At 42.6% G+C, this 26471-nt stretch carries 19 protein-coding genes and 1 riboswitch; of the genes, 9 read left to right on the top strand and 10 right to left on the bottom strand.

Annotation, left to right across the window (positions count from 1 at the left end; all coding sequences use genetic code 11):
* The first annotated feature begins 202 nt into the window (after positions 1 to 202).
* From H5164_RS08980 to H5164_RS08960, 5 genes are all read left to right on the top strand, one after another.
* Positions 203 to 3916, top strand: a complete 3714-nt coding sequence (locus tag H5164_RS08980) for an ATP-binding protein (protein ID WP_182755704.1) — start codon at positions 203 to 205, stop codon at positions 3914 to 3916.
* A complete protein-coding gene (locus tag H5164_RS08975; protein ID WP_124017300.1) occupies positions 3916 to 4569 on the top strand; it encodes a hypothetical protein in 654 nt (217 codons plus the stop codon). Before H5164_RS08980 ends, H5164_RS08975 begins: the two co-directional genes overlap by 1 nt.
* Positions 4566 to 5786 carry a phosphoenolpyruvate carboxylase gene (locus H5164_RS08970; protein ID WP_182723381.1) on the top strand — a complete coding sequence of 407 codons (1221 nt, stop codon included), beginning with the start codon at positions 4566 to 4568 and terminating at the stop codon, positions 5784 to 5786. Before H5164_RS08975 ends, H5164_RS08970 begins: the two co-directional genes overlap by 4 nt.
* Positions 5787 to 5883: 97 nt before the next feature.
* Entirely contained in the window at positions 5884 to 6879 is a 996-nt protein-coding gene (locus H5164_RS08965) for a hypothetical protein (RefSeq protein ID WP_182755702.1), read from the top strand.
* Between the two features lie 312 nt (positions 6880 to 7191).
* A complete protein-coding gene (locus H5164_RS08960) occupies positions 7192 to 8448 on the top strand; it encodes a dicarboxylate/amino acid:cation symporter (RefSeq protein ID WP_182755700.1) in 1257 nt (418 codons plus the stop codon).
* 167 nt (positions 8449 to 8615) lie between these two features.
* On the opposite strand, the gene H5164_RS08955 is transcribed toward H5164_RS08960, so the two are convergent.
* The gene (locus tag H5164_RS08955) at positions 8616 to 9791 is read right to left on the bottom strand and encodes a lipopolysaccharide assembly protein LapB (protein ID WP_182755698.1); all 1176 of its coding nucleotides are present in this window, start codon (positions 9789 to 9791) and stop codon (positions 8616 to 8618) included.
* A 220-nt stretch (positions 9792 to 10011) separates the two neighbouring features.
* Positions 10012 to 11004: a class 1 fructose-bisphosphatase gene (locus tag H5164_RS08950; protein ID WP_124017305.1), complete on the bottom strand. Its 993-nt coding sequence runs from the start codon at positions 11002 to 11004 to the stop codon at positions 10012 to 10014.
* A 174-nt stretch (positions 11005 to 11178) separates the two neighbouring features.
* Between H5164_RS08950 and H5164_RS08945 the strand changes: the two genes are divergently transcribed.
* Positions 11179 to 13482 carry a S9 family peptidase gene (locus H5164_RS08945; RefSeq protein ID WP_182755696.1) on the top strand — a complete coding sequence of 768 codons (2304 nt, stop codon included), beginning with the start codon at positions 11179 to 11181 and terminating at the stop codon, positions 13480 to 13482.
* Between the two features lie 95 nt (positions 13483 to 13577).
* On the opposite strand, the gene arcA is transcribed toward H5164_RS08945, so the two are convergent.
* Positions 13578 to 14294: a two-component system response regulator ArcA gene (arcA, locus tag H5164_RS08940; protein WP_124017307.1), complete on the bottom strand. Its 717-nt coding sequence runs from the start codon at positions 14292 to 14294 to the stop codon at positions 13578 to 13580.
* 677 nt (positions 14295 to 14971) lie between these two features.
* Here arcA and H5164_RS08935 point away from each other — a divergent pair.
* From H5164_RS08935 to H5164_RS08925, 3 genes are all read left to right on the top strand, one after another.
* Complete coding sequence (locus H5164_RS08935) at positions 14972 to 15418, top strand: DUF3293 domain-containing protein (protein WP_124017308.1); 447 nt, start codon at positions 14972 to 14974, stop codon at positions 15416 to 15418.
* A gap of 267 nt (positions 15419 to 15685) precedes the next feature.
* Positions 15686 to 15860: riboswitch (Lysine riboswitch) on the top strand.
* A 134-nt stretch (positions 15861 to 15994) separates the two neighbouring features.
* Positions 15995 to 17389 (top strand): lysine-sensitive aspartokinase 3, encoded by a 1395-nt coding sequence (gene lysC / locus H5164_RS08930; RefSeq protein WP_124017309.1) that lies wholly within the window; start codon positions 15995 to 15997, stop codon positions 17387 to 17389.
* 1 nt (position 17390) lies between these two features.
* The gene (locus H5164_RS08925; RefSeq protein WP_182755694.1) at positions 17391 to 18509 is read left to right on the top strand and encodes a succinylglutamate desuccinylase/aspartoacylase family protein; all 1119 of its coding nucleotides are present in this window, start codon (positions 17391 to 17393) and stop codon (positions 18507 to 18509) included.
* A 92-nt stretch (positions 18510 to 18601) separates the two neighbouring features.
* Here H5164_RS08925 and H5164_RS08920 read toward each other — a convergent pair whose 3' ends face one another.
* The 7 genes from H5164_RS08920 to rsmE all read right to left on the bottom strand — a co-directional run bounded on the left by H5164_RS08920 (position 18602) and on the right by rsmE (position 26463).
* A complete protein-coding gene (locus H5164_RS08920) occupies positions 18602 to 19738 on the bottom strand; it encodes a site-2 protease family protein (RefSeq protein ID WP_182755692.1) in 1137 nt (378 codons plus the stop codon).
* A 199-nt stretch (positions 19739 to 19937) separates the two neighbouring features.
* Positions 19938 to 20312, bottom strand: coding sequence for a DUF4144 domain-containing protein (locus H5164_RS08915; RefSeq protein WP_124017312.1), 375 nt, complete (start codon positions 20310 to 20312; stop codon positions 19938 to 19940).
* 38 nt (positions 20313 to 20350) lie between these two features.
* Positions 20351 to 22018 (bottom strand): DUF342 domain-containing protein, encoded by a 1668-nt coding sequence (locus H5164_RS08910; RefSeq protein WP_182755690.1) that lies wholly within the window; start codon positions 22016 to 22018, stop codon positions 20351 to 20353.
* 194 nt (positions 22019 to 22212) lie between these two features.
* A complete protein-coding gene (locus H5164_RS08905) occupies positions 22213 to 23250 on the bottom strand; it encodes a class I SAM-dependent methyltransferase (protein WP_124017314.1) in 1038 nt (345 codons plus the stop codon).
* A gap of 118 nt (positions 23251 to 23368) precedes the next feature.
* Positions 23369 to 24721 carry an alkaline phosphatase gene (locus tag H5164_RS08900; RefSeq protein WP_182755688.1) on the bottom strand — a complete coding sequence of 451 codons (1353 nt, stop codon included), beginning with the start codon at positions 24719 to 24721 and terminating at the stop codon, positions 23369 to 23371.
* Positions 24722 to 24729: 8 nt separating this feature from the next.
* Positions 24730 to 25683, bottom strand: coding sequence for a glutathione synthase (gene gshB / locus H5164_RS08895; RefSeq protein WP_124017316.1), 954 nt, complete (start codon positions 25681 to 25683; stop codon positions 24730 to 24732).
* 39 nt (positions 25684 to 25722) lie between these two features.
* Entirely contained in the window at positions 25723 to 26463 is a 741-nt protein-coding gene (gene rsmE, locus H5164_RS08890; protein WP_182723391.1) for a 16S rRNA (uracil(1498)-N(3))-methyltransferase, read from the bottom strand.
* Positions 26464 to 26471: the final 8 nt, after the last annotated feature.

Raw genomic sequence — 26471 nt, 5'->3', positions numbered from 1 at the left:
AAACCGTTTCTGCTTGTTTGCTGCATTGTTAGCCGCCATTTTTGAATTATTTAGCGTATTATAAAGCCAATTTTTGTGGGTGAAAATTGCCTCTAGGCCGCGTTTGTTTTACTTTATTGACATTGAAAAAACAGACGTTATTTTTTCATCCGTATTTTGCTTTTTAGTCACTGTAATGTGAGCTGTTTGGAAAAGGATTATCATGCCAAGCTTGATTAGAATCGTGTTAATTAATACCCACCTACCGGGTGTGGTCGAACTGTTATTAAGTGGTCACACTAATATTTGCGGTACCAATGCCTCGGGTAAAACAACCTTACAACGTCTGGTGCCGGTATTTTATGGCGAATATCCAAGCCGAGTGGTGCCTTCAACACGTGACAGTTTTGAACGTTGGTATTTACCCCATGATTCAAGCTACATTATCTATGAATATCAAAAAGATGATGGCTTACTTTATCAAGCTGTTTTAGCCTCAGCAGGTGACGGTAAAGGGGTTAACTACCGCTTTATAGCCCGCGGTTTTGAGTTAGAGCATTACATTAAGTCACGTAATGGCGACACCATTATTTGTCATTCAATGGCAGAGCTTGGCCGTGAAGTAAAACGTGATGGAGTTGCTCATACTAACTTGTTAAATACCCGCGAGTTTCGCGCGATCATTCAAAACGATCGCAGCTTGCTGAACACCGGTAGTAACCGCAATGAGTTGCGCACTTATGCGCGTCAGTTCTCCTTGTGTGACGGCGACCATAGCTTGCGTCATATCGAAAAACTCGCCAAAGCAGTGCACTCGAAAGAGGGCAAAATGGAAACGGTTAAATCAATGATCGCAGCCATTTTAGAGGAAGATGGTGTTAACCCGCCGACTTCTAGACTCAATCCGCAGCGAGTAGAAACCTGGATCCGTGAAAGCCAGCTGGTGCAAGGTTTTGAGCAAATCCGCCCAGAATATGACAAGCTCGAACAAGAATTTAATCAGTTATTAAGTGCCGAGCTACGCTTGGCCAGTTTATCGCGCGGTTATCGCGCTGATGAAACCTTAGAGTCTGAGCGCCAAGACCGTAATCAAACTCATGGCAAAGAGTTAAACCTCAAATTGCGCTTGTTAGATGAAGAGTGGAAAGATGTTCGTGATGAGCTAAACCAAGAATTATCAGCAGCAAAAGGCGATTCTGGTAAGTTTGAAGATGAACTCAATGCCATTGAAGATCAGCACGCCGCTTTTTTAGATGCCGATATTGAACAAGCCAAAGCAGACCTTGATAATTTGCCGAATTGGCGCAGTGATGTTGAAAATCTTAACGAACGTCATAAATTACAAACCGAAAAACACCAAGACATCGAAGCGGCTTTTAATGCACGTCGCAGTAAAATTGCTGAGCAATTACATCGTGAACTTGAAGTCTTACATCTTGAACAAGACGCTCAACGTGAAGCCCGCGATAAGCAGCGCGAACTCGCCAATGACGACCTTGCTAAGTTAGAACTGCAATGGCGTGAACAAACCGATGTGGGTAAAGCAACATTCAGCGAACAAGAATATCAACTCAAATTAACTGCTGCCGAGCTCAAACATCAAGTGGATGGTGTGACTTATACCGAAGATGAAAAAATGCGCCTAGCCATTTTTGATGAGCGTATTAGTTTGGCCGACGAAGAGCAAGAAACCTGCAATCAAAAGGTCGATCGCTTAACCACTGAAGAACGTAAACAACGGGCCAAACGCGATCAAGCGAATGAAGCGCTGCGCATTGCCACCATTCGTGTCAGCGACAGAGAAAATGCCAAAGAAGAACTGCACCATATGCTGTTCCCGCAGTCGCATACACTATTGGAATTTTTGCGAAAAGAAGCCCACGGTTGGGAGCACACCTTTGGTAAGGTTATCGCTCCAGAGTTGTTGCATCGCAGTGACTTACACCCAAGCCTAACCCAAGACAGCAGTGAAGCCCTCTTCGGGGTGAATCTCGACCTTAAAGCGATTGATGTTCCCGAGTATGCCGCAACAGAGCAAGATTTGCGTATTCGCTTAGCCAAAGCAGAAGACGCATTGCAAAGCGCTCAAGAAATGCATGCAGAAGCGGAAGATCAGCTGGTTGCCATGAATGCAGCGCTCGATAGTATTACCCGTGAGCTGACCTTTGCTCGCACAGCCTATAAAAATAGTCGTGAAGACTTGCGCCGTTTATTTGATGAAAAACGTAACGAACAACAAAAAATTAATCAAGCAGTAACCGATCGCAAAGCAGATTCGAGCAAAAGATTAGTGCAGCTTGAGCATGAGCTTAAGCAACTTCATAATCAGCATCTTGGTTGGTTAACAGAGCAAAAAGAGCAGGCGCTGGAAGCGCGTATGGAAAAAAATGCTTATTGGCAAGAAGTGGTCGGCGCCATTGATAATCAATTGGGGCAAATTAAAGCCAATATTGAACAACGCCGCGCTAATGCTAAAACCGAACAAAAGGCCGGTGAAACCTGGTACAAAAACGAGCTTAAGTCACGTGGAGTTGATGAAGGCACGATTTTGGCGCTTAAAAAGCAAATACGCGATCTTGAAGCCAAAATTAGTCATGCCGAACAACGTCGCAGTGATGTGCTGCGTTTTGATGATTGGTATCAGCATACTTGGTTGGTGCGTAAGCCAAAATTGCAAACTCAATTAGCCGATGTTAAGCGTGCTACGCTGGAATTAGAGCAGCAATTAAAAGCGAAAACCACAGAAATTAAGCAACGTCGTGACAGCCTAGAAACCGACCGTAAAGCTTGTGATGCTGCCCAAGTTGAGGCCTCTGAAAACCTCACTAAACTGCGTGCAGTGATGCGCAAGCTCGCAGAGCTTAAACTGCCCGGCAACAATGATGAAGCGACCGGCGGTATTGGTGAGCGTTTGCGTCAAGGCGAAGATTTATTGCTAAAACGCGACTATTTAATGGGTTCAGTGAAGCAATATGTTGAGCACTTTGATTCGGTTATTGCCAGTAAATCAGGTTCAAGTTTAGCCGAGTTTTGGGAACGAGCCCGCGATGAGTCGAGCTTTGTCAACGATAAAGGCATTCGTTTACTTGACTACCGTAAGTTGGTGCCACAGCTTGAACAGCTACTGAATGTGATGGTGCCGCAATCGTTAATGGCGATTCGTGAGCAAGGACGAATTTTTGGTATCGACTTAACCGCGTTTTATGATGTGTTAACTGATATCGATCGCCGTATTGCCAGCCAAAGCGCGCGCATTACCCGTGAAGTGGGCGAGGAGTTATTTCTTGATGGCGTATCAGAGTCTGCGGTCCGTATTCGCTCGCGCATTAGTGAACTTGAATTTTGGCCCGAACTTGAAGTGTTTGTTAAAGCCTTTAAGGCGTGGAAAGCAGATGGTTTTAGTCAGCTACCAGACGAACACTACACTAACTCAATGCGCCGTGCTTTAGACATTATTGGTCGCGCAGCATTAACTGGCGGCATAGCCAAACTGCTCGAAATTGAGCTGCGACTAAAAGAAGGTAACAGCGACTTAATTATTCGTACCGATCGCCAATTAAACGAATCGTCTAGTCATGGCATGGCCTACTTGATTTTATGTAAATTCTTATTAGCGTTTACTCGTTTATTACGTGGCAAAGCCAATGTGACGATTCATTGGCCCATCGATGAGTTAGGCACTTTGCATCACACCAACGTGAAGAAAATTTTCGATGCCTGTGAAAACAATAATATTAGTGTATTAGGCGCATTTCCGAACCCAGAATCTGAAGTGTTAAATCTATTTGCTAACCGTTATATCATTAATAAACAAACTAAAAAATTGCAAGTGGTGAAGCCAAAAGCCAACCCATTAGCGGCACGTTTATCACAACGTAATGCTGAAATGACCCATACCGACACCAGCATGACTGAAACTGCTAAGGAGCACATCTAATGTCAGATTCGACTGAAACAACCTTAGTAGGTACTGGTGCGTTAATTGAGCAACTGCTGCGCGGTGAATTTGTTTGCCGTGTGACTAACGAAGACGGCTGGCGCGCCCTAAAGAATAATAGTACTCGTGACCGAGTTGAAACCTATCTGAATCAAATTAATCGTACCGTTGCCAGCGCTGGTGAAGGCGAAGTGTTTTTTTGCGGCTATTTGCAGCTGGGCGAAGTGGAACGTAAAGTGATTTCGTCGCAGTTTAAAGATATTTGCGCCGCGCTTATCCCACTGGTGGAATGGTTAGTTCTGGTGCAAGAAGCCAGTGGTCAAGATGCGCCTTTAAGCGAAGGTGCCCCTATTCGCTTAACCGACTTACAAGCACGGATTGAAGACACGCCAGCCTTCAGAGAACAGCTGACTAAGCTGAGCCATTATCGATTATTTGGTTCAAGCAGTACTAACGTTGATGGCCAAATTAAGTTGGTGTTTAAGCGGTTAGTGGAGCTGGGTTATTTAACCAAACCCAATAGTGAAAAACAGATTTATATCGCCACGGGTAAACTCGATTATTTGTACGAAGTGATCCGTTTTATTGATGAAACCGAAGGGCTAAGTCTTGAGGCTCAAGCCGAAACCGCGACCCAAAGGGATCTTATATGAGCAGCAACTTACACCAAGCCGGGGTAAAGCTGCTCAAACAACTTGGGCGGCATGCCGACGTCATTATGGATGCCTATTTAGCGGGGTCGATTAGCGATACTGCCCATGATAGTGGCGTTATTGAAAAATTAAGAAAAAGTGGCATTTTATGGCGCCCTGAGCCCGATCAAGAACTGCGCTTAAAGCGTTCAGTGCGGGCATTATTGGAAGAAGCCTTAAGCGATGAGCGCAACAGACAAATTGATGCTAACGTCGGTTCGGCGCTCGCGACGATAAAAACCTTAGCCGATCACTATAAAGAAGCGCGCCGCGATGTTGATTTTAGCGCAGCGGAAGCCTATTTAGCTGATTTAAATGAGCATGTGTACAGTTTTACCGACAGTTTACGTTATTCAATCCGAGTGTTGTGGAGCCGCATTAATAATGAATTTGGCTATGTAGGCACCATAAGTGCGAAAATTCGCGAAAACGAATTAGCTCAAAGCCAAGTATCAGAACTGCTCAACGGTTTAGACATGTTCCAATTTAGCGAGCTAGGTGAAATTGCTGGTGATATCCGCGAACTGCGCCGCTTACTAATGACGAGCTTGCAAGAAACCTTAAGTCAATGCACTCAGGAATTAAGCATTGTGCAAGCGCGATTGTACGAGTTATTGGGCCGGTTTAGACAAATACAAGGACGCACCAGATTACTAAAAGGCTGGTTATTACACACCAGCATGCATCCAGATTATCAACCTGAAAACCATGTGGTGCATAAAACAGTACCTGTATTGTTCAACTGCGCTGAAGCCTTGATAGCCCCCGCGAGTGTTGATGTTGCTAATCCGCATCATGAACTTGAGCTAATGAGTTTGGTCGCGCAAGTGAAAGCCATCAGCCGTGATTCATTGCCGGCCATGCTGCGTGAACACAACGTGACCTTTGAAATGGGTGACAGTGAAGATTTTGATATCCCTGAAAACCCACTGAAAATTGCTGTTGATGAGTATTTCTGTGAAGTGATTGATTCAGGTCTGCGTCAATCGGCGCTCAGTTACCTTACAGAGAAACAATTGCAGTGGGATGCAGAAAGTTGGCTATATCAGGTGATTGGTGGCTATGAAGGCTTAGCTGATGAGCATAAGAATTACTTTGAGCTTGAACCTATAGGGAAGCCTGACCCGATATATAGTGGCAACTTTGTCATTCACGATGTTGAACTTTGGTTAGCGTAACCTTGGCGTCATTTCGTTGGCCATTAAGCTTGTCGGCGATCAATATTGTTAACGTGTAATAAACTGAAACGATCAATATAAAAGATGAAGAGTCTAGATGGCGAGTATCAGTAAACATCACTTGCAAATGTTGGCTCGCGCAGCAAAACAACGATTGCCGCGAGTGCCATTTAATGCCGGTTGGCAACATGTTTATCGTCTGTGGCAAATAGGTGAAACCGACGGCGCCCAAAAGCAATTGTACTTAAGCGTTAACGATCATCAGTTACTGCGACAAATGGCACAAATCGATACCGGCCTAGATATTCTAGCGCTAGACTTTGATGTGACACGGCAACAAATGTCGCAGCAAAGCGCGAATGAGAAATACGCCAATATTGCGCCAGAAGCCGACTATCTGCTGCTAAAGTTAGCCCCACCGTTATGCCAAGGCCTATTGGCCGAGCATGATTGCGCACTAAGACTTAAGGTTGATCGTGCCGTTAACCTTTGCGAACAGCTCGCCATTAACTGCATTATGGTGGTGGAAAACTTAGACAGTTTTGATAACGTTTTCCAGTATCAGTTTGATCAATCTATGACTAAGCTTATGGAACGGTGCATGGTGGTGTATCGCGGCAGTCATCATTATTCCCCCGCTGGACGCAAACATTTCTTAGGTTTGATTGATCCTGCCAAGGTGCAAGTGATTGCGTTTACCGATTTAGATCCCGCCGGGTTAATGATTGCCCATAGCCTAGATCATTGCCAACACCTCGTCGTTCCTCAATTAGCCCTCAGTGCACCCGCAACATTACTGGCATTGCCGCAAATCAATTCAGCGACAGATTTTTATAAGCAGCAGCGTCAGTTAGCTTATATCAATGAAACTATCGCGGCTAAAAATAACCCTGGTGAATGCCTTGGGTTACAGCCATCGCCTTTAGTCAATCGACTTATGCCGAGTTCATCGACCTCTGATGTCATTGATGGCAGCAAAGGCTTAGCAGTAGATTGGGATCAATTAGTGGCTTGGGTGGCACGCTATCATGTCAGTATTAAGCAACAACATATGCTGGCAAAAAAGCTCATCTTGTCGTTATTGCGCTTTTAGAGGTTATAAGCACTGTCCATTTATGGCATTTGAGCCAGCATAAATCAGTGTTGAAGTTATGATAAATGGTTTTCTGCGATAAATATGTCCTTACTTACTAATGTTTTGATTGGCTAATCGTATGTTTATTATGGCATTTATAATTATTTCGATATGAAGTCTGTAAAAAGTGGTCAGCTTTGTTCAGATGATGATTGAATTATCTTTGTCTATGTCTCAGTATCACTGCGCTCGAATAAAAAAAATGCCTAGGATTGGGTATATTAATAATAATAATTAGCAACTAATGTTGCATTTCGAATGGGAAAAAATATGACAAAATCACTTTCTGCACGGATCTTTATTGGTCTATTTCTCGGGGTTGTGCTGGGCAGTATTGTGCAGTTTTTATTAGCCGATAATGCTTTTTTTGGTGGCACATTAGTGACTCTGGCAAGTGGTGTTGGCACCATGTTTGTTAATATGATCATGATGCTAGTCGTGCCACTGGTGTTTGTGAGTATTGTTTGTGGTGTGTGTGAATTACAAGATTTAAAAAGTTTTGGTCGTTTAGGCGGTAAAACCTTTGGTTTTTATATTATTAATACCGTGATTGCTATTTTAGCTGCCTTTACCGTTGCTATGATATTTGAGCCTGGTAAAGGCGTGGATATGTCGAGCAATGGCTCGCTGGATATTACTGCGACTGAACTGCCAGATTTAATGTCGTTAATTGTGAGTATTGTGCCAAATAATCCTTTTTCAGCTTTTACCTCTGGCAATATGCTGCAAGTGATATTTATGGCGCTATTAATGGGCGGCGTGATCAAGTCAATGGGCGCATCTGTTGAAGGTGCGGTGAAAGGATTTCAAACTGCCAATAAAATCATGATGCGTTTAATTTCAGTGGTTATGAGTTTAGCGCCGTACGGTGTGTTTGCCCTGATGTTTAAATTAGGTGCAACCTTAGAGCCTGAAATTTTTGTCAGTGTTGTCGAGTATTTAGTGCTTATTTTGGCATTGTTGTTGATATGGATTTTTATCGTATATCCATATTCTGTCAGTTTATTTACCCCAGTTTCAGCGAAAACCTTTCGCGAGAAAACCCAAGAGCAAATTTTATTTTCGCTATCAACAGCCAGTTCAAATGCGACAATTCCAGTCACTATGCGCACACTGACAGACAAGTTAGGGGTGAGTAAAGCGGTTGCTGGTTTTGGTGTACCGCTTGGTGCAACCATGAATATGGGTGGGGTATCGATTTATATCACTATTGCGATTTTCTTCGTTGCTAATGCCTTTGGGATGCCTATCAGCAATGAGCAAATCCCGTCGTTACTGTTTAGCGTGTTTTTATTGTCAGTAGGTGCGGGTGGCGTTCCTGGCGGCGGCATGGTGATGATTGGGGTGTTGATTTATCAATTAGGTTTACCAACAGAGGCATTTGTTATTGTGGCTGCATTGGATCGTATTATTGATATGGTGCTGACATCATGTAACGTGGTGGGTGATACTGCGGTATTAACTATTGTCGATCAAACTGAGCAAGTACATCAGCTTGAGGCGGCAAAAGCTGCTGAAGAAGCATAGCCATAATCGAGTGATCATCATGGTGATTTAGTTGTTGATAAACATGGCCTGCACAAGCAGGCCATTTTTATGTTTAATGTTTTTACGCAAACGATGTGCTGAGGATTGTATCGTTGGGATTTTCTATTCAAACCTATGGCTAGAATGGTTAGCGATACTATAAGACCTTATCTATGCTGCATTTTATTTTCAATTTTAGACATAATCTTTAATGTAGATGTTTCTAAATCATCTAAACGGCGATGCGCAACCAGTTCATAAGAGCGATTAATATATCGATAAGCTTGCGGGTAGTTATGTTCAACCATTTCTAATTCCGCTAAATCGTTGAGCGCTTGTGTTTGCCCTACGGGGTAGCCCATCATTTTATGATATTCAATGGCTTTTTTAAATTGCTCTCTGGCATCAGCATTACGGCCGATGCGCTGATTTATCACACCAGCAAGCTGTGATATATAACCCAGCGTTAGCCAGTCTTGCACTTTTGCAGCATTAGTTTTGGCGATACTAAGCACGCTTAGTGCGTGTTCTATCTTATTGGTTTCAGTGTAACTTTGGGCTAAGAGTAATCTGAACCTGGCCAGCTCTCGTTCATCTTTTTGGCGAGAAGCTTCAATGATTGCGGTAGTCAATGTGCTATTCAGTCGTTGATATTGATGTCGCTGTAATTGAATCATGGCAAGTAGGCGCTGAGCGACTAAGTTATCGGGCGCAGTATCTATCAGCGCAGATAATTGCTCCTCTGCTGCGACGCTATCACCACCTTGCATCAGAGCTATTGCGTGAATTAGTTGTGGCGGGCTAAAACGTGAAGCGAATTGCTCTGTGATTTTACTGTGCTGTGGATGGACCTGTTGATTAATTAACTCGGCTGCAGTGAGCAATGCTTGCTCTATGCTCGCTACATTAACGACATCACTTTCACTACTGTGTTGTTGGTGTAGTGTAAAGGCTAATTGGTATTGATTATTAGTGCCTTTAATACTTGATTCAATCACCAAGACTGCGCCAGAAATCGCCATAATTTGCTGAATATCGGCAGCTTTATCTGAGTGCTTTCTAGAGATAAGCGAGATGATATTGATAATATCCTCAGTTTGCAGCAAGGGGTAATTAACCCCTAGATTGAGTTGATGGATAAGCATATCCATCGCAGCATAGCGATTCCATTGTGGTTCAATCTTGTCTGATGTGAGGTTTACCGGGAGCACTAAAACCGTACCATTTTGTAAATATGCTGGTTTAGTTAACGTGAGATAGACATAACATCCTAGGCTGATAAGCAGTAATACTACAATAGCTGCAATATATGTCTTTTTATTCGATGAGCTGACTTGCTGCATCGCTATAGTCCATTATCAATATTGAATAAATTAACTTAGAGGTTATTTAAGTTATTGTAAAGAAATGCTTCTTTCTCTCCGTACTTAGGGGGTGAACTTAAGGTTTTATCGATGGTAAGTATCTAATACTCAGACTTAGAAGATTGATGCTGATGGACTTTGTTTACTTAGCGCCCCAGACTAAAAAACCGCCCAAAGGCGGTTTTTTTAATGGCTCAATTTAGTCGATTGATGGCTCTTCGCTGTAATCAATACCGTGGTAGCTCAAGCAAGTATCGACTTCGTTGGCGCTACCTAAAATCACCGCAACACGCTGATGAATGGCTGTTGGCTCAATATCCAATATGGTTTCGTAGCCTGTTGAAGCCTTGCCGCCCGCTTGCTCAACGAGCAATGCCATTGGGTTCGCCTCGTACATTAAGCGTAACTTAAAAGGTTTTTCAGGGTTTTTATTGTCTGTTGGGTAAGTAAAAATACCACCACGGCATAATACGCGATGCACATCACCTACCATGGCGGCAATCCAACGCATGTTAAATGATTGCTCGCGTGGACCAATTGAACCGAGTAATAAGTCGGCTATATAGGTTTGCATTGGGGCTTCCCAAAAACGTTGGTTTGACATATTAATGGCAAACTCCGCAGTGTCTGGGGTGATTTGTACGTTATCGTCGGTCAGTAAAAACTCTTGGCTGTCGGGAGCTAAAGTATAAAACTGCGTACCATTACCCGTCGTGAGTGCCATCATGGTTGATGGTCCATATAATACATAACCGGCTGCCACTTGCTTGCGACCAGCCTGTAAAAAACTTTGCTCGTTTAAGGCTCCGTCTGGTGCTGGTAATACAGAGAAAATGGTACCGACCAATGAGTTTATATCAATATTTGATGAGCCATCGAGTGGATCAAAACACACCAAATATTCTCCATTAGCACTCACTTCAACCACATAATCTTCTTCTTCAGAGGCTAAACCACGAACGTGACCGTCGGTTTTTAGCGCATCTTTAAGCATGTCATTAGTGATGACATCGAGTTTTTTCTGAGTTTCGCCTTGAATATTTTCTTGTTCTGTCGCGCCTAAAACACCGGCTAATGCACCGTGACGAACAGCAACACTAATGGCTTTTGAAGTGTCAGCTAAGGTTAACAGTAATTGTGCTAAAGACGTATTTACGGCTTGTGCGCTAAGGGTTTGTGCCAAAGTCTGCATGATTTTTCCTATGAGATTTTGCGAAGTTAAGGTCGAGGTAATTCATTCTTATCAGTTATATGCAAATCATACCCCACAATGACGCTAATTTCAGCGATTGTTATCTGGGGTTTTGGTTTTGCTGTAAATTAAGGCAGAATGTGGGCGGATTGAATTGCCCAAGGATTAATAATAATGACAATAACATGGAAGCATCATGCTTTAGCGGCAGTGTCTGCCGTACCATTCCTTTTGACCAGCGCGGTTTTTTCCGCAACAGCAACCGCTAAAGGCAGCATCATGAACTCATCGACTACCGCAACATTGACGGCGATACAAGGTAACACTACGCCACTCACTATTGAGCGTATTCATGCCTCTCCCGCATTGGCGGGTTCAAGCCCTCGTGGATTAGCACTATCCCCAGACGGCAAGCGAGTTACCTATTTATCGAGCCGAGCAGATAATCAGCATTTTTATGATTTGTGGCAAATGGATATTGCTAGCGGCAGACGTAGCATCTTGATTAATGCAGACCAATTAGAAGGGGGAGAACTGTCTGATGAGGAAAAAGCCCGCCGTGAGCGTCAACGTATTTATGGTCAAGGGATCATGGAGTATTTTTGGTCGCAAGATAGTGCAAGTATTTTAATTCCTGCCGCAGGTAAGTTGTATTTATATCATGTTGCCAATAATAAAGTCGCTGAATTAGCTACCGGAGAAGGCTTTGTTACCGATGCTCGTTTATCTCCAAAAGGTCACTTCGTGTCGTTTGTGCGCGATCAAAATTTATATGTGTTGTCGTTACAGACGCAAAAAGTGATCGCTTTAACCACCGACGGCAAAGGGCCGATAAAAAATGCCATGGCAGAGTTTGTCGCCCAGGAAGAAATGGATCGCATGACTGGTTATTGGTGGGCGCCAGACGAGTCGGCGATTGCTTTTACTCGCATTGATGAATCAGGTGTCGAGTTAGTCACTCGTAATGAAATATATGCCGAAGGGATTAAATTAACTGAACAGCGTTATCCTTATGCAGGTAAAGCCAATGTTGAGATAGCACTTGGCGTCGTGACCTTAAAAGATCGTAGTATTAACTTGATCGATTTAGGCAAACAAAAAGACATGTATTTACCTCGTGTCGATTGGTTGCCAGATAGCCAACATGTGTCATTTCAATGGCAAAGTCGCGATCAACAAACGCTCGATCTTCGCATTGCTTCGATAAGTACACCGAAACAAGCTGAAACCGTGATTGAAGAGCGCAGTAAAGCGTGGATTAACTTAAACAATGATCTGCACTTTCTAAAGCAACAAGCTGCCTTTATTTGGGGATCTGAACGTGATGGTTTTAATCATCTGTACTTATTTGACTTGCACGGTAAGCAGCTTAAACAATTAACCCAAGGTGATTGGGCTGTAGATGCACTTGAGTTTGTTGATGAAGCTACTGGGTGGGTGTATTTTTCTGGTCGTAAAGACAGTGTGGTTGAGCGTCACTTATACCGCGTTAATCTTAATGAAGGCATGGATTCAATTGAGCGAATTAGCCAAGCATCGGGTATGCATGAGGCGGTCTTTGCGGATAAAAAACCCGTTTATTTAGATTACTTTAGTAGCTTGCAGCAACCACCACAAATTAGTTTACACAACGATAGCGGCAAACAACTCGCTTGGGTTGAGCAAAATGAGATTGATAAAAATCATCCGCTTTATGATTATGCCGGATTATGGCAAATGCCTGAGTTTGGCCAACTAAGTGCTGAAGATGGTCAAGCACTCGAGTACCGATTGTTTAAACCAGTGCCTTTTGATGCCGCTAAACAGTATCCGGTTGTTGTGCGCGTATATGGTGGACCGCATGCTCAGTTAGTGGTCAACAGTTGGAGCGAAGCCGATTATTTTACTCAATATTTACTGCAGCAAGGTTATGCAGTATTTCAATTAGATAACCGTGGTTCGGCGCACCGAGGCACTCAATTTGAACATGTGATTTATCAAAACATGGGTGATGCCGAAGTGAACGATCAAAAGGTAGGTGTTGATTATCTGCGTAGCTTACCCTTTATTGATGGGGACAAGGTGGCTATTTATGGTCACAGCTACGGTGGTTACATGGCGTTAATGAGTCAGTTTAAGGCACCAGGTTATTTTAAAGCGGCGATATCGGGTGCGCCAGTAACTGATTGGCGTTTGTATGACACTCATTATACCGAGCGTTATATGGGCAACCCTGAAACTAACCAACACGGTTACGATGCCAGTAGTATTCTACCTTATGTGAAAAACTATCAGTCGGGTTTGTTGATGTATCACGGCATGGCAGATGACAACGTCTTGTTTGAAAATAGTACCCGAGTCTATAAAGCATTACAGGATGAAGGTAAATTGTTCCAAATGATGGATTATCCTGGGTCTAAGCATTCTATGCGCGGCGAGAAAGTCCGAAATCATTTATATAAAACATTAGCAGCGTTTTTAGATCAACAGTTGAAATAATCGTTTCGCTGACTATTATTTCATTTGCTAAAAAAATAAACATAAAAAAAACCAGGTGATTAACCTGGTTTTTTTATTGTGTAAACTTAACAATATTACGCTTCTAAGTCACCACAAAAACGATAGCCTTCACCGTGGATTGTTGCGATGATTTCTGGCGTATCAGGTAAGCTTTCAAAATGCTTACGGATACGACGGATTGTCACGTCAACAGTGCGGTCATGTGGCTTTAATTCACGGCCAGTCATTTTTAACAATAAGTCAGCACGGGTTAAAATCTTACCTGGGTTTTCAACAAAGTGAAGCATTGCACGGAATTCACTGCGTGGTAACTTGTAAGCTTCACCTTGTGGGTTAACCAAAGAACGGCTGTTGATTTCTAAGCTCCAGCCATTAAAGCGATAAAACTCAACAGAACCTTTTTCTTCGGTTTCTGCTGCAGCATTATTTACGCGGGTTAACAAGTTGCGAGCACGGATGGTTAATTCACGAGGATTGAATGGTTTAGTGATGTAGTCATCTGCACCAATTTCAAGTCCAAGAATTTTATCAACTTCGTTGTCACGACCCGTTAAGAAAATAAGGCCGATGTTATTAATTTCACGTAATTCACGTGCTAATAACAAGCCATTTTTACCGGGTAAGTTAATATCCATAACAACAAGATTTATCTTATTGTCTTGCATCGCTTTATGCATTTCTGCACCGTCATTGGCTTCGGTAACAACGTAACCTTCAGCTTCAAAAATACTGCGCAATGTATTACGAGTTACAGCTTCATCTTCAACAATTAAAATGTGCGGATTTTGCATGATATTTACCTGATTTTATAAAATTCGATTCTAGCCACTTTGTGCTAATAGGTTGCAAAAGCGCTTGGGCTAATGCACTAATATTCCGATATTTCTTTGGTGTTTATCTATGTCTACCCTGAATTAAACACTCTCTATAAACTCTATTTCGTAACGGTTAATGCTGGTTACTGAGTCTGCTTGCGTCTATTTATTATCATGACACTATGATGTGCGTTTGCACTTAAAGCATGATGATGTAAAAAGTGGTGTAAATTTGTTGTAACTAAGCTTACTTACTATGAATGCCATTTAGAAAGATAGTTCCTTCTATCGCAAACTTATTTAATCGTATGAATGTTTTATCAAATGTAGAACAAATTTAGTACGACTGTAAACTTTACATCAATAAATCATCACACTCTCAACAATATTTGCTGAGCTTTTGAGGTGTATGTAGCCAACTTCGCTAAAGTGATTTATTAATGAGTAGAGGGTATTGTACTCGTTTTAGGTATTTGTTAACAAATTAAATGTTAAAAAATTAATATACCAATGAAGTACATAAAAGATTAATGTTGATAACATTATAATAGTTAATGATTTTTAAATATTATTCTTGTGATCTAGATCTCAAACCTTTTAGATATTTAAGCTATCTGATAGACTATTTTTGGCTTAATTGACGAAAATTTACTATGAAAAATGTTATAGATTCATTGTGGGATGACTATCAAACAACTCATTTTTTGTTCACTCAGCGTCTTTCTGATGATTTCCCATTTGCAATTGTTACTGCTCATAACCCCCTCGGCACTAGGCTCTCTCCTAGTCAAAATCGCTTACTTGATCGCCAGCTTCAATCTAAAATCCAACAATATAATCGTCCCTATCGCGCACTAGTCGGTGCGGCACCTGATTTGTCGCATATGGAAAAGAGCTGGGCTATTTTTATTGATAAAGAACAGGCTGTTGAGCTTGGTCGCGAGTTTAATCAATATGCCATTTATTATGTTAATAGAGGTTTAATATCCTTGATTGCATGTCTTGATACCATTAAACCGGAAGTGGCTATGGGGGCGTTCAATCACCGACTGCGTTTGGTGTATGAACTGCCAGAGTGCGGTCATATCCGTGATGAGTGATAAGTTATTCAAGCAATTAAACGGTTAAACAACACATTGCACTATAAAAAGATACAATACAGTGGCAATTGTCTCGACATTTTGCGTTAATGATGTTTTTTAGCTTGATATTGGCTTTTATTTCGTAATTTAGAACAATTATATAACCGCTATTGCTGTGCCTGAATTATCAAATATTCACGATTTTTAGCAGAACTGTGTTTTTTACTGTTTTTGCTGATTGACTTGATAGGGTATTTGTTGCTATTTTCAACTCCCTCCTTAGGGAGGAACAGAAGAGGAGCGTTAACTAGGTAGTAAGTGAGAGGATGCCAGTCCAATGACCACTTATGATGGAGATTAGCGCCGAGGTATCAGTTTGTTTGGCAAACATTGATATCGGTCGTTTAGGCTGAATCCTAACGATTGTCACCTATTTTTTTGGTGGAGAGCTTCTGGTGATGATTGCTGTTTCCCTTCTATAAGGGTGCGTTATCTTAGCACCAGGCTCTTCGAACGTAGTGTGTTCGGAGCGTATATCATGTTAGTAAATCACATCTTATTTTGTTGTCTTTCGCAAACTGCGGAGGCGTCTGTATGAACCTTGCCCCAGATAATGTTGCGCCTGAGAGTCATCGCTCAGAATTAGTGGTTGCCAAATTTGGTGGCACGTCAGTGGCTGACTATGCCTCTATGAGTCGTTGTGCCGATATCGTTTTGGCGAATCCTGCTACTCGTTTGGTGGTGGTGAGCGCCTCCAGTGGTGTGACTAACTTATTAGTTGAGTTAACCCAAGCGAATGTTAATGATGAACGTCGTTTGATATTGCTTAAGCAAATCGCCAAAATTCAATATGCGATCCTAGACGAATTAGGACGTCCTCAAGACGTGGCCGCCAGCATTGATAAAATTCTCAGCCGGATGTCGGTATTAAGTGAATCGCTAGAGCTGGATCGTAGCAAAGCGGTGATGGACGAATTACTGTCGACGGGCGAGCAATGTTCTTCGATTTTATTTTCAGCCGTTATCCGTGAAAAAGGCACCGCATCCGATCATTTTGATGTACGTCAAGTGTTACGTACCGACAGTCATTTTGGCCGTGCAGAACCACAAATTGAAGCTATAGCAACATTGTCAGGTGATTTTTTACAGCCGTTACTTGCACGTTATGTCATTGTCACTCAAGGTTTCATTGGCGCAGATGACAGTGGTAAAACCACGACATTAGGCCGTGGAGGCAGTGATTATTCTGCAGCTCTACTTGCTGAAGCCCTCTGTGCTACAGCGGTTGAAATTTGGACTGATGTTGCCGGAATTTATACCACTGACCCTCGACTTGCGCCTAATGCTCGCCCTATTGCAGAAATTAGTTTTAATGAAGCGGCTGAGATGGCCACCTTCGGCGCTAAAGTATTGCATCCTGCGACCATTTTACCGGCAGTTAGACAAAAAATTCAGGTGTTTGTAGGATCCAGTAAAGCACCTGAGATGGGGGGGACTTGGATCCGTCATCAAGTGGAAGATACCCCCGTTTTTAGAGCTGTTGCATTGCGCCGCGATCAAACTTTATTGAATCTTCATAGTTTACAAATGTTGCATGCTCAAGGCTTTTTAGCAGAAACGTTTGCAACCTTAGCAAGGCATAAAATATCGGTTGATTTAATCACCACTTCTGAAGTAAACGTATCGCTAACGCTGGATAAAACGGGTTCTGATTCTAGTGGGCAAGGATTATTAAGCGAATCGTTATTACAAGAACTATCGCAGCATTGTCGTGTCAGAGTTGAAGAAAATTTAGCCTTAATCGCCATTATTGGTAATCGTATCGCCTCGACGGCGGGTATTTGTAGCCGGGTGTTTAAAGTGCTTGAAAACCATAATGTACGGATGATTTGTCAAGGTGCTAGCCCACATAATTTATGTGTGTTGGTGGCTGAATCTGAGGCGGCGCAAGTGGTTAATGCCTTACATCAAAATCTGTTTGAGTGTTGAGATGACTAAAGCAATCCAATCGTCTGTACAGGTCGGGGAGTTGGCGACAGGGCAAGCATTGACAGTGCCGCTATATTCATTCATTGGTAGTGAGAGTTCTGCGCCTAGTGTCTATATTCAGGCCAATGTTCATGGTGCAGAAGTGCAGGGCAATGCGGTAATTTATCAACTGATGACCTTGTTGGAAGGTTATCAGGTGTTAGGTAATATTACATTTGCGCCATTAGCTAATCCGCTAGGAATTAATCAGAAGAGTGGCGAGTTTACCTTAGGACGATTTGACCCTATTACAGGTGTTAATTGGAATCGAGAGTATTTTGATCACCAAGTGGATGTTCAAGCTTGGTATCGCGAACACCAACATTTAACCGATAACGCTTTGTTTCAGGCTTATCGCTCGATGTTAGTGGAAGCATGCCAAAAGCGCTTAGCGCAACCTTTTGGGATCTCAACAGGTCATCGTCTGGCGGTAAATTTACAGACCATGGCGCACCAAGCCGACATAGTGCTTGATTTACATACTGGCCCTAAATCGTGTAAACATCTTTATTGTCCTGAGTATGATATCGATGCCGCGAGATATTTTTCAATACCCTATACCCTCGTTATCCCCAATAGTTTTGGTGGCGCGATGGATGAAGCTACATTTTGTCCATGGTGGCAATTAACTCAATATGCAGCGAGCCAGGGCCGAGATTTTTCGGTACCCATGTCGGCATTTACCTTAGAGCTTGCCAGCCAAGAACGCATTGATCTTGATGACGCACTCGTGGATGCTAAAGGTATATTGGCTTATTTAAGCTATCGCGGGGTGATAGCTGAGAACGTTAGCCCAGCGAAAATGGCGCGATTTGCTTGTTATTTACGAGATTATAAAAAGTTTCATGCACCTAAAGCGGGCTTGATTGAATATTGTGCTGTAGTCGGTGAGCCATTAGCTGCAGGGCAGCCATTGGTCAACATTTTACGTATTGACCTTTATGGCACTGATCAGGCTTTTCAAGCGATTAGTTTGCCCATGGATTGCGTGCCGATTTTACATTTTGCCTCCGCCTCAGTTCACCAAGGTACTGAGTTGTATAAAGTCATGACCAAGGTATTTGCTTTACCCTCAGTATAAAAGAGATATTCAAATAAAAACGCCTGCAATATGCAGGCGTTTGTATGTGGTCAGTCATCAGACTCGGTTTTATTGGTATTCAGGCAATAGGACTAACTACCCAGAATTTGCAATGGAATAGCTAACATTTCATCGCCAGAGCCTGCAAAGTACCAAATGATGCCCACTAAACCTGCCACTGTGAGCAAATACCATATAGTAGAGAAAATCTGTCCATAGCGATCTAAAGGTAATAAGTGGCTCTGATGTCGTCCGCGCCACTCAAAGATAATCTCGACACTGCCAATCAGCAATAAAAAACCGAGTAAAGCCAAGCCTAAGCTGTAGCTAATGAAGACGCCTATGGCCGCGCCTAAAATGCAGGCGATGAGGCCAATCAAGCTGTTCATCGAAAAGCTAATGCTTTTTAATATATGTCCGCCATCGAGAGGTAAAATAGGCAATAAATTAAACAGGTTCAGCAGAGCATTAAATGCCGCTAATCCGGCAAAGAATACGTTACCTGTTATCCAATAAAGTCCGACACAGATAATCGATAAAATCAGCCCAAAAGTGGGGCCCATTATTGAAATATACACGTCTTGCCAACGGGTGTTGATCCGCTCATCGCTCAAGGCTAAACCGCCAACAAAAGGGATTAAATAGATCCCTTTGGTTTTCATGCCGAAATGTTTCATCGCTCGAATATGACCATATTCATGAAACACTAAGCAACCGATAAGGGCTAAGGCAAATTGAAATGAAAATAGCCAAGAATAGGCGGCAACACTGGCTCCTGCAAAAAGAACCTTAACTACCTTAGCGCTTTTTAGCAGTTTAAAACCTAGTGAGGCAAGGCCTACAACACTGATTTTTTGGTTTTTTACCACGGCAACTTCAGGGGTTTGACGCTCAATATCTTTAACTGTGCGTTGTCCTTGAGTAATGGACTCATCATCAATTAACAAACAATAATCAAGTTGAAATGGTTGCCAGTTAACATCGATTTCTAATCGTACTGGGAGTGGCGTGACACTTAGATTAGCGCTTATATTTTCGCTATTTTCGGTTTCAGTCGCGATAGATGTTTGCCTGGTCAGTTCAAATGAATGGATGTGAAAGGCTTGGTCGGCGGCACTGGCAGACTTTTGTGATACTAGCTGATTGTCCCAATAAAGTTGCTGCCAACCCGCAATCGAGCCTTCTAGTCGCAAACGTTTACCTAGACATTCAATATTTAGTAATTCCATTAAGGATTCTCAGGGGTTAAGAGCTGTGAGCATAGAGGGCATTTTGCCAGAGCGATGGGTGTTGCTCAATGGGGGAGGCCATTATATTGGTTAATTTTAGTTTTGACTTATTTAACAAAGGCCATCAAGGATAAGTGTTTAACTTAACCATGATGGCGTCAATGAGTAGGCGGTAAAGGTCTTATTTAGGAGAGCGGGTTTAATAGAGCTGCTCTAACTCAGCTACAGTCGCGATACCTTGTTCAATGGTGGTAAAGATAATTTTTGAGCTGCAGCAATGGCCTTGAAATTGGCCATACTGACGAACAAGAGGCAATAGTTGTAATACACTCATATCATCACCGAGCTTGAGCAACGAAGGCAGCTCTGCCACGCAGCTATTCACTGATGCGAGCTGTTGCGATTGTGTTTGAATACCATAGACATGACCTACACTATCGATAAGTTTATCGTTAGCATCAAGGGTAAATTGATTTGCACAAATAAAGCTTAACCAATCTTGATGATTAACTAGGTACATTAACTCATCATCTTGATCAAACTTGAGTATTGCAGGCCAATGTACTGGTTGCATAGTGTATATTTCTACCTATATTTGCTGTGTTGAATTCGCTAGCGATTGCTGTAATCGAATGATATTTCTTGATTGACGTTTTTGGCAATGCACGGACCATGTTCACGTTGGGTGCGATTAAATGCATTGCCAATGTGGATCTCGACGTTGATGAATATGTGTTTTTCAGCTTGAATAACATAATTATTGTAATAGTTTTCAACTTCATTAAGGTGTTGTGTGTATTCAACTTCTTCTTTAATACGTTCTGCATCTATCTGGTTTTTTTGCTCGAGCATCATTTTAACTTGTTCAATCATGCCAGCATCACTTTGCCATTCTGCTTTAGGCGGTAGTTTACGCAATCTCGCCTCTAATTCTAAGCTCGCGACAACCATGCCTTTGATACTGTCATCTAATTCTTTAAGCTCTTGCTTTAACTCACCTTGATGCATAGCACAAAACAGTTCGGTTTTAGTACTGGCCGTAGCGCCAAATGCAATAGCCCTAATCCCTTTAGCAGCAGTGGCAATGCCGCCGACCAAGTCGCCTCGTTTTCCTTGAGCATCGCTGACCGTTATAGTGTCACCAGATGTCGAATGACTGTGAAGCAACTGCTTAGTGACTAAAATATTACCCAGCGCTTCTAGTTGTGAATATTGTACAAATTGGGCACAAATTTGTCCGGTAGCTTTAATTTTAGTACTCAGTTCATGCTCTTTAATCAAGCGACCAATGACACCTTTACTGACAATCACATCGCCTTGAGCTTCAATAGTGGCAGACTCAACAAAGCCCATCACGGTGACATCACCACTGGCTTTAACTTCCATACCTTCGTGCACATCACCAGTAATTAATATACTGCCTTTAAAATTAACGTGGCCACAGCGAACATCAACATCTTTAATTTGCAGAATGTCGTCAACTTGCATGCCAGTACGGTTTTCCACTGGCTGACCAGGAACTGTGGCGATGAGTTGGTTGGGATCTTGAGGATGAAAGCTCGCGCCAGTGCCGGGCTCCATGGATTTATCTTTACCTGGAATTTGTTGCAGTACATCACCGTGGATATTAAACCCCGGAGTCCCTGTCGTTAATGGCGTTTTAATCATTAATACATCGTTGGGTTTGACGGTAATCAGTGAGCCTAAATCACGCATATCAACAGAGCCGTCTTCGCGTTCTTGTGGTTGCAATAGACGCTCGCGAGCTAAGGCAACTTTACGGGTTAATATTGCATCTTCGCCATTAACGGCTACCTTACCTGAGGCTATGATCCCCTCACAGGTTTCACCTGGGGGCAATATCGATAAACGCTGTATCAATGCCATAATCTTAGGTTTGCTGAGTCCCATTTTGATTTTTTGAGTTTTCAGGGTATTGAGTATGTCTGGTAGGGTGATATCTTTGCCGCCCCAAGCTGAAGTGATTTTCATGCTTGCTTGCATTTTATCGTCACTGACACTGATGCTCACAGAGCCATCTTTGCGCTCGGCAATCGTAAAAAAGAGTTCGTGTCCGCCAGGCGTTTGGCCACAAAGTGCATTGACTTCAGATACGGCTTTATTAATCGCGGGGATAATCGGAAATAACATCGTAAAATCAGCCTGTGTCAGCAAGGCATTAATATCATCCTCCGACACGGGGCCATGGGTATTGGGAATTATACGTAATTCCGCTTTGCTTTTATCTGCACTTAATGCGACGAGTGATGGCGTTAACATAACATCCTTTATTTTTATTTTTATATTCGGTCATTAGACGCCAGTACCATACCAACGAAACAAAGCCGAAAATGTGCGTTATTTTGCCTTTTCGTTAATTTAGCTGATATTTAGCTGTAATTCCAGCCGTAATGAGCTTTGCTGCCCATGAACTAAGCCAGTTGAGGTGAGATTTGGCGGGCTTTTAGGAGGGATTAACCTTGATGGGAATATAGCTTATATTTATTGTTTTCAGCTAACACTTCTACTTTGCCAAAATGAGTCGCAATAGTCTCTGAATAAGGTAAGTGGCGATTAGCGACAATTTGCCATATGCCTTTGCTGGTTAGTCGAGTTGCGCTTTGTTGGACAAATTGTGTGGCGATATCTGTAGTGTTGGTTAACCCATCATGAAACGGTGGGTTGGAGATAATACCGTCAAATTTACCGACAATTTGATTGAATCCGTCTGAAGGGTAAATTTTTGCGCGCATATTATTGGCTGCAAGGGTTAATTCGCATGAGAGTAGTGCCATCGCATTGATATCAATACATTCAATAGTTAGCGTCGGGTTAGCTTTGAGTAACGCCGCTGTAATGACCCCTGCACCACAACCAAAGTCGAGAACTCTGCCGTGTAAATTTTCTGGTAAATGCGACAGTAATAATTCAGTGCCCTGATCGAGACGTTTTTCGCTAAATACACCAACAAGATTACAAATCTGTAATTGCCCTTGCGGAGTCTCTAGTGAGTACTGGCTTACCCAATCACTAAGGGTTAATGCTGGCGCTGCTTGGGTTAAATAACTGACATACACTAGACAATGGCGGGCATTATCTTGTTTGATTGGTGGCGAGTAATAATCAGGTGTGAGCTTAGCAATCGACTTTATTCCCCCTTTATTTTCACCGACAATGATCAGCTGGCCATCAATAGATAAATGCTGCGCAGCTAGTTGCAGTAAATAGCCCATTAACGGTTTAGCTTTGGGAAAATAAATAATCACACTATCAAATTTTGAACTTGCGAGTGAATCAGGTAATTGATGACCAAAATAGCACTGTAATTTGTCATTGGTACAAGAGGACAATATCAGGTGATGATTAAAATCCAACGCTAGGGCGGTAACATGATGAGCAAACTCAAGACATTGATGTGCAAAAGTATCAGCTTCATAATTAAGCACTAACACATTTTGCTTTTCAAAATAGTGGCTGTTTCTGATTAAGGCTTGAGAAGGATTTGTTAACACGTCAGTTGCTCATAATGCTAGTGATAAGGTAAACACGCTGATATTAACACAATCCCCGCTGATAAGGGCGGGGATTGTGTGGGTCATCGTCGTTCGGCATTGATTAAGGTATTTATCTCTATTGTGGTAATAGGCTAAACATTTTAGTCGCGATATCAATGTTGTCTTGATGGCCGCTAAACAACCTTGCGCCAGGGCCTGCAGCGAATACTTGAACATCCATCGCGGTATGTCCGCCAGTTGTCCAACCGGTATTAGACTGAATATCAATTAATTTACGCAGTGCGACAGACAGTGGTTCGTTACCTTGCATGCGAGCTGCTTGTAATTGGCTGTATTGTGCGTCGCTTGGAGTAAAACCCAAAAGTGTTGCGGTTAAAGGCTGCCAGTTATCTTCGGCAATCGCGCGCGTAGCAATTGCATCTGGGCTGGCTTTAACCTTATGTAGCACCTGTGGATTCCACTCATATTTGTCATTTGCGCCAATAGATAACCCACCAGTATTATGATCGGCTGTTACCACCATAAGTGTGTTTTTACTTTGACGAACAAATTGTTCAACCACTTCAATTGCTGAAGCAAATTCATCCATTTCACCCATGGCCGTAGCAATATCGTTACTGTGGCCAGCCCAATCAATTAAGCTACCCTCTACTAATAACACAAACCCTTGGTTATTTTGTGACAGTAAATCTAGGGCTTTCTGGGTCATATGACTCAGGTTATGCGCTTGGTTATCGTTAATTACCCAAGGTAACTGGACATCAGCAAATAGCCCTAATACTTTTGGTTGAGTAACCGATTCAAGCTGGGCGAATTCAGTAATGTGTTGATAACCTTTAGCGTTAAACTGCTCAAGTAGTGTTGGGGTGAAATATTGCTGACCCCCACCAAGAATCACATCTGCATCTGAGCTTAAATAAGCCTCTGCAATATCAATATAATTTCGACGGCTTTCATTATGAGTCAGAAATGCCGCTGGTGTTGCATGGTTGACTTGCGAGGTGACAGCTACGCCAGTTGATAAACCTAATGTTTTGGCTTTTTCCATTAAGGTGGTCAGCGGACGTTTTTCGGTATCAACGGCAATGGCTCCATTATAACTTTTAATCCCTGTTGATAACGCAGTTGCTGATGCCGCTGAATCGGTAACATAACCGCTTACAGAGGCTGGGTAGGTGCTTGCCATCCCCACAAGTAAACGATCAAAAACCGTTTGTTCAATCTCTTCGGTCTCAGGATTATCTTTGTAATAACGGTAGGCTGTGGTGTACGCCGGTCCCATACCATCGCCAATCATAATGATAATATTTTTCGGTCTTGATGGACCGACCGTTGGCACATTATTGCTTACGGCGCTGTCTACAGTAGGGGACACTATGACTTCATCAGCCATTGCTCCAGTTATAATCAGGCTAGATACCAATATTAATCTGCTGACTATTTTTGTGTAGATAGATAAATAATGCATGAATAATCCTATTTTTGCTGGCTTATACGGGCTTCGATGGCATCCATGAGCATACCAGTAATGCTAACGTCAAATGCTGCTTCGATTTCTTTAATGCAGGTTGGGCTAGTCACATTGATTTCAGTTAATTTATCGCCGATGACGTCTAAGCCGACAAAAATAAGGCCACGTTTTTTCAATTCTGGACCAATTGCCCGAGCAATTTTCCAATCACTTTCAGATAATGGTTGAGCCACGCCACTGCCGCCAGCTGCTAGGTTGCCGCGAGTTTCACCTTTCATCGGAATACGCGCTAGTGCATAAGGTACTGGTTCACCGTCAACCACTAAAATACGCTTATCGCCTTGGGTGATTTCTGGGATAAATGCCTGAGCCATTGCGTATTGTTGACCATAACTGGTTAAGGTTTCGATAATCACTCCCACGTTAGGATCATCTTTTTTCACACGGAAAATCGAGGTGCCACCCATGCCATCTAAGGGTTTTAAAATGATGTCTTGTTTTAGCTGGTGGAAAGCTCGGATACGTTTAGCATCACGAGTCACAATAGTGTCTGGGGTAAACTCAGAAAACCATGCGGTAAACAATTTTTCATTGGCATCGCGTAAGCTTTGTGGTTTGTTAACGATTAATACGCCTTCTTCTTCTGCACGTTCAAGCATATAAGTGGCATAGATAAATTCAGTATCGAACGGTGGATCTTTACGCATTAAAATAACATCAAGTTCTGCTAGCGGAGTATCGACGGACTCGCCTAAGGTAAACCATTGACTAGCATCTTGCTTAACTGATAATTCACGCATGTTGGCCATGGCTTTGCCGTTGACCATAGCAAGATCATGCATTTCCATGTAGAACAATTGGTAGCCTCTTGCTTGCGCTTCTAATAACATCGCGAAGCTCGAGTCTTTTTTGATATTAATGTCGCTAATAGGGTCCATAACAATGCCGAGCTTAATCATGTGTGTATCCTTAATAATGTGCAGAGAGGTATCGGTATGTTAACCAATATCGCCAAATTTAACTTGTAATGCCGTAATGGCAGTCAATGATGCAGTTTCTGTACGCAGCACCCTAGGGCCTAATAAAATATCGGTAAAATGCTGGGTTTCTGTCATGGCAATTTCTTCGTCAGATAAACCGCCTTCTGGGCCAATGAGTAATCTTACTCTTTGATGTTGGCCGTCTAACTGTAAGCCATTAATGCCATGTGAAGCTCTTGGATGCAAATTCAGTTTTAATGCTTCAGTGGGTTCTGCACACCACTGTGCCAATGTCATTGCCGGGCGAACAATAGGTACGATACTGCGGCCAGATTGTTCACAAGCACTGACCACAATTTTTTGCCATTGCTGCAGTTTTTTCTCTAAACGCTCACCACTCAGTTTGACACCACAACGATCGGAAAATAACGGCGTAATCGTGGTTACGCCAAGCTCAACCGATTTTTGAACGGTAAATTCCATGCGGTCACCACGTGAAATCACCTGGCCTAAGTGTAAGTTTAATGGCGATTCACTGTGGTTTTTTTCACAACTCAATAGCGTGACAGTGATAGATTTCTTACTGGTTTCAATAATCTCGGCTAAGTAATCATTACCGTCACCATTAAACAAACTGATGTGATCGCCCATTCCCATTCGCAATACTCGGCCGATATGAGCAACACCATCTTCATCTAATTGAAGTGTTTGCCCTTGCTGTAAATTGTCTTGGGGCTGAAAAATGCGTGGGACTCTCATCAGTGTTG

Source organism: Shewanella sp. SG41-3 (assembly GCF_014164545.1).
Lineage (GTDB): Bacteria > Pseudomonadota > Gammaproteobacteria > Enterobacterales > Shewanellaceae > Shewanella > Shewanella vesiculosa.
This window is presented reverse-complemented; position numbering and strand designations above follow the sequence as displayed.

Coding starts and splice junctions, on each gene's coding strand:
- H5164_RS08950 (WP_124017305.1), bottom strand. CDS start 11,004: ATGCAGACTTTGGCACAAACCCTTAGCGCACAAGCCGTAAATACGTCT.
- gshB (WP_124017316.1), bottom strand. CDS start 25,683: ATGATTAAGCTCGGCATTGTTATGGACCCTATTAGCGACATTAATATC.
- H5164_RS08915 (WP_124017312.1), bottom strand. CDS start 20,312: ATGCAACCAGTACATTGGCCTGCAATACTCAAGTTTGATCAAGATGAT.
- H5164_RS08980 (WP_182755704.1), top strand. CDS start 203: ATGCCAAGCTTGATTAGAATCGTGTTAATTAATACCCACCTACCGGGT.
- H5164_RS08910 (WP_182755690.1), bottom strand. CDS start 22,018: ATGTTAACGCCATCACTCGTCGCATTAAGTGCAGATAAAAGCAAAGCG.
- H5164_RS08900 (WP_182755688.1), bottom strand. CDS start 24,721: ATGCATTATTTATCTATCTACACAAAAATAGTCAGCAGATTAATATTG.
- H5164_RS08945 (WP_182755696.1), top strand. CDS start 11,179: ATGACAATAACATGGAAGCATCATGCTTTAGCGGCAGTGTCTGCCGTA.
- lysC (WP_124017309.1), top strand. CDS start 15,995: ATGAACCTTGCCCCAGATAATGTTGCGCCTGAGAGTCATCGCTCAGAA.
- H5164_RS08965 (WP_182755702.1), top strand. CDS start 5,884: ATGGCGAGTATCAGTAAACATCACTTGCAAATGTTGGCTCGCGCAGCA.
- rsmE (WP_182723391.1), bottom strand. CDS start 26,463: ATGAGAGTCCCACGCATTTTTCAGCCCCAAGACAATTTACAGCAAGGG.
- H5164_RS08960 (WP_182755700.1), top strand. CDS start 7,192: ATGACAAAATCACTTTCTGCACGGATCTTTATTGGTCTATTTCTCGGG.
- H5164_RS08975 (WP_124017300.1), top strand. CDS start 3,916: ATGTCAGATTCGACTGAAACAACCTTAGTAGGTACTGGTGCGTTAATT.
- arcA (WP_124017307.1), bottom strand. CDS start 14,294: ATGCAAAATCCGCACATTTTAATTGTTGAAGATGAAGCTGTAACTCGT.
- H5164_RS08920 (WP_182755692.1), bottom strand. CDS start 19,738: ATGGAATTACTAAATATTGAATGTCTAGGTAAACGTTTGCGACTAGAA.
- H5164_RS08925 (WP_182755694.1), top strand. CDS start 17,391: ATGACTAAAGCAATCCAATCGTCTGTACAGGTCGGGGAGTTGGCGACA.
- H5164_RS08970 (WP_182723381.1), top strand. CDS start 4,566: ATGAGCAGCAACTTACACCAAGCCGGGGTAAAGCTGCTCAAACAACTT.
- H5164_RS08955 (WP_182755698.1), bottom strand. CDS start 9,791: ATGCAGCAAGTCAGCTCATCGAATAAAAAGACATATATTGCAGCTATT.
- H5164_RS08935 (WP_124017308.1), top strand. CDS start 14,972: ATGAAAAATGTTATAGATTCATTGTGGGATGACTATCAAACAACTCAT.